Annotated in this window: 6 protein-coding genes and 1 pseudogene; 5 read left to right on the forward strand and 2 right to left on the reverse strand. The window is 57.4% G+C overall.

What is annotated here, in order from left to right:
* Positions 1 to 116: 116 nt before the first annotated feature.
* Together P0D80_RS47950 and P0D80_RS47955 are read right to left on the reverse strand one after the other, a co-directional pair.
* Positions 117 to 569 carry a hypothetical protein gene (locus tag P0D80_RS47950; RefSeq protein ID WP_408295239.1) on the reverse strand — a complete coding sequence of 151 codons (453 nt, stop codon included), beginning with the start codon at positions 567 to 569 and terminating at the stop codon, positions 117 to 119.
* Positions 570 to 927: 358 nt separating this feature from the next.
* Positions 928 to 1108 (reverse strand): annotated as a pseudogene (locus P0D80_RS47955) (DDE-type integrase/transposase/recombinase); the annotation flags it as partial.
* A gap of 1698 nt (positions 1109 to 2806) precedes the next feature.
* Here P0D80_RS47955 and P0D80_RS47960 point away from each other — a divergent pair.
* The 5 genes from P0D80_RS47960 to tnpC form a co-directional block, all read left to right on the forward strand.
* Positions 2807 to 3544, forward strand: coding sequence for an IQM protein middle domain-containing protein (locus tag P0D80_RS47960; RefSeq protein WP_408295225.1), 738 nt, complete (start codon positions 2807 to 2809; stop codon positions 3542 to 3544).
* 2 nt (positions 3545 to 3546) lie between these two features.
* Positions 3547 to 3831, forward strand: a complete 285-nt coding sequence (locus P0D80_RS47965) for a hypothetical protein (RefSeq protein WP_408295228.1) — start codon at positions 3547 to 3549, stop codon at positions 3829 to 3831.
* 608 nt (positions 3832 to 4439) lie between these two features.
* Positions 4440 to 4835, forward strand: a complete 396-nt coding sequence (gene tnpA / locus P0D80_RS47970; RefSeq protein ID WP_408295231.1) for an IS66-like element accessory protein TnpA — start codon at positions 4440 to 4442, stop codon at positions 4833 to 4835.
* Complete coding sequence (gene tnpB / locus P0D80_RS47975; RefSeq protein WP_408295234.1) at positions 4832 to 5179, forward strand: IS66 family insertion sequence element accessory protein TnpB; 348 nt, start codon at positions 4832 to 4834, stop codon at positions 5177 to 5179. The genes tnpA and tnpB overlap by 4 nt, the downstream gene beginning before the upstream one ends.
* Before the next feature lie 51 nt (positions 5180 to 5230).
* A partial coding sequence (tnpC, locus tag P0D80_RS47980) for an IS66 family transposase (protein WP_408295237.1) occupies positions 5231 to 6601 on the forward strand: 1371 nt, incomplete at its 3' end.

Here is a 6601-nt window from a genome sequence, read left to right on the forward strand (position 1 = left end):
GATAAATTCCCGTGGGCAAGCAATCTTTGTTCGTTTCCCTTTGCAACGGTTCCAGATGCATACTTCTCAGCGTCGCACGGCCACAGTACGTTTCGTACCCGCCATCTTCGGAATCTCTACAGACTGACATACGCCGGCTTAATCCGGTCAATCTCTTCCTCCAGACATTGTTTGAGTGATGTGAAGTTGGTATTTTCAAGCCTGCCGACTTCCCGTGAGTCTAAGTAGATACACAAATACGCTCGACCGGTGTGGCTGCTATAACTTTCCTCAATTTCCAGCGACTTGCCATCGACACACACCTTCGCATAGTAGCAGTCGGGATTCTCGCCAATTTGCCGGTTGAGGTCCTTTATGGCCTGCTCCATCTCGCGTGCTTTCCGTTCCATCTCTGATGCTTTGACAAGGGAATAGATCCCGACGGTGACGATCGAGAGGATAATCTCCCGGATACCATTAGGGTTGCCATAGGAGGCGGACTTTGCAACCATGCCGTTACAGCTGTCTGCTCCGCCGACGAAGGAGCCATTCAAAAACGCCCTTGAGATGGTGGAGGAAGTTATTGTCATTTGCCGTCTCTATCTGAATTTCGAAATGTGGGGAGCCGTGCCAATCGCTTCCGTCTGTCGCTCCTCCGAGGGAACACGCCGCGCAAGCCCGCCTAGCATCTTGCCAGATGAAGTTACCCCAGACTACACCTTCGGGCCGCCTCAATCTTTCGAAAAAAGAATCAACCATCAGGTTTGAGCTGATCGTGTCAAGAGTTCGTCCGCTGTTTGCACCCACGCTGTCCACCGAGTCGGGAATATCGAGCCGTGCCGGATCTTCTTTCATTTCGAGGCTGGTTGATAGCGTTCCGCGCAATAGCGATGGTGGTCGAGCATGCCCCGATACGACAAGGACTGGTCGGCACGCCTTGCGCTGAACGCCGAAGTCATTTATCTGCCCTTTCTTGATCATATGCATGACATCGTGCCGGACACAATGATGCACGCGCACCGCAAGTCCTTTTTGAAGCTCCTCGCGGGTCTGAACTGCGGTTGATGGCGCGATGGTCCTGCTCGACGATGTTGTTAACATATTTGTTCTGGCGAATCGTCATCGGTGTTTCCCACTCTCCGTCGATGTGCCGGTCCAGGTCAAAGTCGTTGTACCAACGCACCGCAGCTGCTGACCGATGCCGGGAAACGAAACCGCAAAAGGGCGACCTATTTCTCCATTGCGCCATTTTTACCCGCTCGCGCAGTCGACTTGACATTGCCGACAGAACGGTGAAGTCCGGGGCCACTTGATGATGCAATTTTTCGAAAATGTCGGAAGAATTGAGAATGCGTACAACTGCAGATGCGAGCATGCTTGGACCAGCGTAAAACCTAAGTCGCCGTCGTTAAGTCTGCTGTGACGCACAAGCGTTGGTCGGGCGTTCTTCAATAGACGTTCCTAGGCCGGGTCGTTCCTGGGCAGCCAGAAAGAAAATGCCGTGAGGCGGGCGGTAGTGGACCTTCACAAGAAACGTCCTCGATCGAGCAGCATCCGCTGAGGAGCGTTGCGGCGAGCGCACCGTCTCAGTGCCGTTGCTGCATGGCGGATAGCTGACGGTTCTTGAAGATGCAAGGAAGAATGGCACAGTACCGGATTACTCTAGCAACAGACGCGATCTCTGACTCCTCTGCGATCCGTGATGGCACGCTTGATCCGTTGCGGGCAGTTCTTGAGCAGGAAGTTGTTCGGCACGCGACTACCCCTACAGAGATCGCTAATGGTGTCCCGCCTGCCAAGCAAGAGTCGCCACGACGGGAGATCGTGGATCTGAGCGGAGCGGACCTCATAGGGACGAACCCGAGCGGCTGGGACCTGTCTGAATCGGACCTAAGAGATGTGATCTGGAGCGACACGATTCTTGGCGGGGCGGTCCCGAGAAAAGGAAAGCTGAGGGGGACTGAATCGGTGGGATGGATCTGCGCTCGGCAAGACGCTGCCTGACGGGCGACGAAGGCGCTCAAGCAGTTGCACTGCCCGTTGGACATAGCCACGCTGCGCGTGCGCTGGTACGTCGCGTACCCGCGACGGTTCGCACACAGTATCTGGGGGTGCAGGTTGGGAAGCAGGAACAGTGTAAATCGTGAGGTAACGCACGACTATGCGAGAGACTCTTGGGAACCTCCCCGAGTCTACCCACCGCCATGTCAGGATCCATGCAGTTGGAATTTGCTGTATAGCACCGTGGACAAGGGCCGCTACACCGCCGATTTCCAGTTGCGCGCGCACTGAGCAAGGCGGCAGTGCGGGTCGCTACTTAGTGAGAGCCTTCGACCGGAACGCCCCCGCGATGATTACTGTGGACCCGGGTGGCGCGGATCTGACCGCCTTGGCGATCAATGCCGCGCGAGAAACGCCCATCAAGATCGCGGCAGAGCAGATACCTGAACGACACCGTGGAGCCGATCAACGGGCTACAGACGTATTCTCAAATCGATTATGAGCTTCAGGAGTTGTGTTTTGCCACATCATCCTTTCCGGCATCAAGGTAATGGATATGATAATTTAGAGACCCCATATATGTCGTCGACGGTAACATCCAATACTCTTGTTAGAGCTTTCGCTGGGTTCGCAAATGCCGACGACCGCTCCGTCGCCACACATCGGAACATCGTCTTGCGAAGCGGAGATGTTGACAATGCATGGCGATTCAAAGACCTGATTCTTTCAATGTTGACCTTTGGAATTTATGCTGTTGCTAGAACGGAGTTTCTAGATCGCAAAATGGCGGCGGTCGAGGAATTGTTGAGAGACCATTGATCAATGGATGATGACTTCGGAGGGGAATTACGACGATACTTACACATCGTTTGCTATAAACGGACATCCAGTGCATATTCGGGAGATTGATGGTCTGACGGATGATCATGAGAAATGTCGAAATATAGTGGTTCATTTTGGTGATGATCGTGATGATCCGTGTGTGACACTTCGGCGGATGAGCATGGGCGAGTTTCATGCTCGCCTCAAGGATGAACTGAACGAACCCATCAAGAGTTTCTCCAAACGTGACGCCGACCCTCACATTGCCGAGCGGTCGGGCGTCTGTCCAGCGCCGACAAAGGCGCTTTATGCCAAGCGGGCGGGGATGTTGTCAGTGTACGTGGGCGAGGAAAAAGGACTTGTGTGGGGCACGAAGGTGCGCTACCTCTCGCCAGCGGAACGAGCGAAGTTTGAGCTAACCGTCGACAACAGCGGCCTTCTACACATTGCGGACGGTAAACTCTTCGACACCACGCGATCAGGCGGGGCAATATTCGTCATGGACCACGACGGGCGCATCTTCGCCTCGTGTAACGAGATAGTTGGCAAATTTCATCACTCGTCCTTCTTGGCCGGGGCGCCGGTCGCCGGCGCGGGTACGTTGGAAGTCGTTAATGGTCGGCTCAAGAGAGTTACGCGAAACAGCGGCCACTATCGGCCGACGGTCGGACAACACCAGCAAGTTGTCGACAGGTTCCGGCGTCTTGGTGCCGGAGCATTCATTTCTTCGACTGAAGTCTGAATATGAATCCTCCCCAGAATTTTCCGTTGTTCTTGAGGATCCCGGTCGCCATTATGGATGGCATGCACGAACCGCTGTCGTTCGCTGGACTTGACGCAGACGAGGCTTCGCGGTTCCTTGAATCTTACGCACCTGGCGAGCGGGCCGGCATTCAACGCGCACTCGAGTTCGCGGAGCGCCATCCTAACTACGATTTTGCCGGGCTCGTCCCGGGCATCCCTTACTCGAATCCACAGATCCACCAGTTTCTTTGCAAGCTGAAGCGTTCCCTGTTTTTTTCTAGATAGGAGGTCGGTCGTCAGTGAGGTACAAACGCTGCCACAGGGTTGCGTAACCGTCCGACAGCAACCGTTGTTGACAATATGTTGATGTCGAACAGTGGAACGCGTCGCCTCGAGTTAGGCGACCTCGTAGTTAAGCTGACCGGTAACAATCCATGGCAATAGTTCCTCGACGCGCTTGACGGAATGTTCGTAAGCGGTAGATCTGTCACATTGAATAGAATTACTTGGAACTGAGGGCGAGCGTAGCCGCATCGCGACGGCCGGGATCCACCGACGATGTCCGCGTCTGGGTTCGGGTTGTGCGAGGGCGCGGTCGGAGCGCTCTCGATGCGTTAGCTCCTGCGCGCCTCGGGTTCCGCCGGATGAAAGCGGCAAACCGACGATGGCTACGACGAACTGCGCGACCTGGTGAACGTGATGCTGCTGTCTGTGCGCTGTGCGTGCGCGTACTCGCGTACTCGCCTAGCCCGCGCGATCTTGGAAAGATGATTGCTGGGCGTGGCTTCGAGGCGGATCATTCGTAACCGTCCGACCGTGACCGTATAGACGCCCGATGAAGGCGACGCCATGCTTTCCCGGGGCACAAATGTGACTGTGTCCACAAGGGAATCATGGACACAGTGACCGAATTCACCGAAGTCAAAGGCGCCCGGAAGTATCGCCGGCGTACCGTGGACGAGAAACGCCAGATCGTCGAAGAGACGTTATCCAGTGGGCGTTCGGTGGCGGAGATTGCACGCAGTCACGAAGTGAACGCGAATCAGGTGTTCGACTGGCGCAAGCAGTATCTGGATGGGCGACTTGGCGTGAACGGACGCGAATGCGCCTTGCTGCCAGTCACCGTGAACGAGGTCAACGATAGCAGCGTCGACGAGGCGGCGGCATGTCCGCCGGCAGCACCGTCGCCTGGCATAATCCGGATTCAGTTGCCACGAGGGGACGTGCACGTTGAAGGGAGTGTTGATCCCGACACGCTGCGCGTGGTGATCCAGTGCCTGAGCCGATGATCGGTCCGCTGGCTAACACGCGAATCTGGGTTGCCGCCGGATTTACGGATATGCGCTGTGGCTTCGACGGCCTAGCCGCGAAGGTGCAGACCGTACTGGCGAAGGATCCATTCTCTGGCCACATCTTCGTGTTCAGGGGCAAACGTGGCGACCTCATCAAATGCCTGTACTGGCGTGACGGTGGGCTATGCCTGTTCGCCAAACGCCTGGAGCGTGGGCGCTTTGCCTGGCCTCGTGCTGACGGCGGTGTTGTTTCGCTGACCAGTGCGCAACTCGGCCTTCTGCTCGAAGGATTCGACTGGCGACAGCCTGTCGAAGCAACCCGACCCCGCAGCGCTTTGTAAACGTATGTGACAACGCGCGCGTAGCGCAATGCACGCGCGTAAACTGCCTGCATGGCATCCAGCGACGCTACCCTTCCGGACGACATCGAGGCCTTGAAGGCACTCGTGTTGGCGCGTGAGGCAGCGTTACGCGAGCGCGAAGATGATGTTGCGAATCTGCGCGACACCGTGACGACGCTCCAGAAGACGCCCTCCGACCGGGCGCTCGAGATCGAGCACCTGAAGCTGTGGATCGCGAAGCTCCAGCGCATGCAGTTCGGACGCAAGTCGGAGAAGATTGATCGCCAGATCGAACAGTTGGAACTACGCCTCGAAGATCTGCAGGCCGACGACGGCGCGGCGGCGGTCGACGCACCGAAGCGGCCCCGCCCTGAAGCCGGCAATCCGACAGGACGCAAACCACTGCCGGAGCACCTGCCGCGTGAAGACGTTGTTCACCAGCCCGATGATGCGTGCTGTCCGCAATGTGGCGGAGCACTTGGTGACCTTGGCGAGGACGTTGCCGAGCAACTCGACTATGTACCGGGGCATTGGCGGGTGATCCGTCACCGGCGGCTCAAGAAGGCCTGTACCTGTTGCGACTGCATTGTGCAAGCCGCCGCGCCCAGCCGGCCAATCGATCGCGGCATGCCGGGCCCCGGGTTGCTCGCACACGTTCTGGTCGGCAAATTCTGCGACCACCTTCCCCTGTATCGGCAGTCAGTGATTTACGCCCGCGACGGTGTCGAGCTCAGCCGTTCGACACTCGCGGACTGGGTCGGCCAGTGCAGTGCGTTGCTCCGACCACTCGTAGATGTCATTCGACGGTACGTGATGGCGGCCTCGACGATCCACGCTGACGACACGCCGGTACCGGTGCTCGAGCCTGGGAACGGCAAGACCCGTACCGCCCGGCTCTGGACGTACGTTCGGGATGACCGGCCGGCTGGTTCGAAGGAGGCGCCGGCGGTCTGGTTCGCATACAGTCCCACACGAGTTGGTGAATATCCACAAGCCCATCTGAAGGACTTCAGGGGAACGTTGCAGGCTGATGCGTTTGCGGGATACAACGCGATCTACGAAGGTGGTGATGTGCGCGAGGCTGCATGCATGGCGCACGCGCGCCGCAAATTCCATGATCTGTTCGTCGCACGCAGGAACGAGGTCAACACTGAAGCGTTGCGCCGGATCGCCGAACTGTACGCGATCGAGGCCGCGATTCGAGGCAAGCCACCCGACGAGCGACGATGTGTCAGGCAGGAGCAGGCGCGTCCGTTACTCGATGCGTTCGAGATCTGGCTGCGTTCGACATTGAGCACGGTGTCGCAGAAAGGCGATACCGCCAAAGCCATCAACTACGCGCTGAATCAGTGGGCGGCGCTGACGCCGTATGTCGATGATGGCGGCGTCGAAATCGACAACAACGCCGCTGAACGCGCGATA

The sequence above is a fragment of the Paraburkholderia sp. RL17-373-BIF-A genome (assembly GCF_046030175.1).
Taxonomy (GTDB): Bacteria; Pseudomonadota; Gammaproteobacteria; order Burkholderiales; family Burkholderiaceae; genus Paraburkholderia.

What these genes read in the sequence shown, in the direction of transcription:
- P0D80_RS47960 (WP_408295225.1), top strand. Translation starts at nt 2,807, where the DNA reads ATGATGACTTCGGAGGGGAATTACGACGATACTTACACATCGTTTGCT.
- tnpA (WP_408295231.1), top strand. Translation starts at nt 4,440, where the DNA reads ATGGACACAGTGACCGAATTCACCGAAGTCAAAGGCGCCCGGAAGTAT.
- P0D80_RS47965 (WP_408295228.1), top strand. Translation starts at nt 3,547, where the DNA reads ATGAATCCTCCCCAGAATTTTCCGTTGTTCTTGAGGATCCCGGTCGCC.
- tnpB (WP_408295234.1), top strand. Translation starts at nt 4,832, where the DNA reads ATGATCGGTCCGCTGGCTAACACGCGAATCTGGGTTGCCGCCGGATTT.
- P0D80_RS47950 (WP_408295239.1), bottom strand. Translation starts at nt 569, where the DNA reads ATGACAATAACTTCCTCCACCATCTCAAGGGCGTTTTTGAATGGCTCC.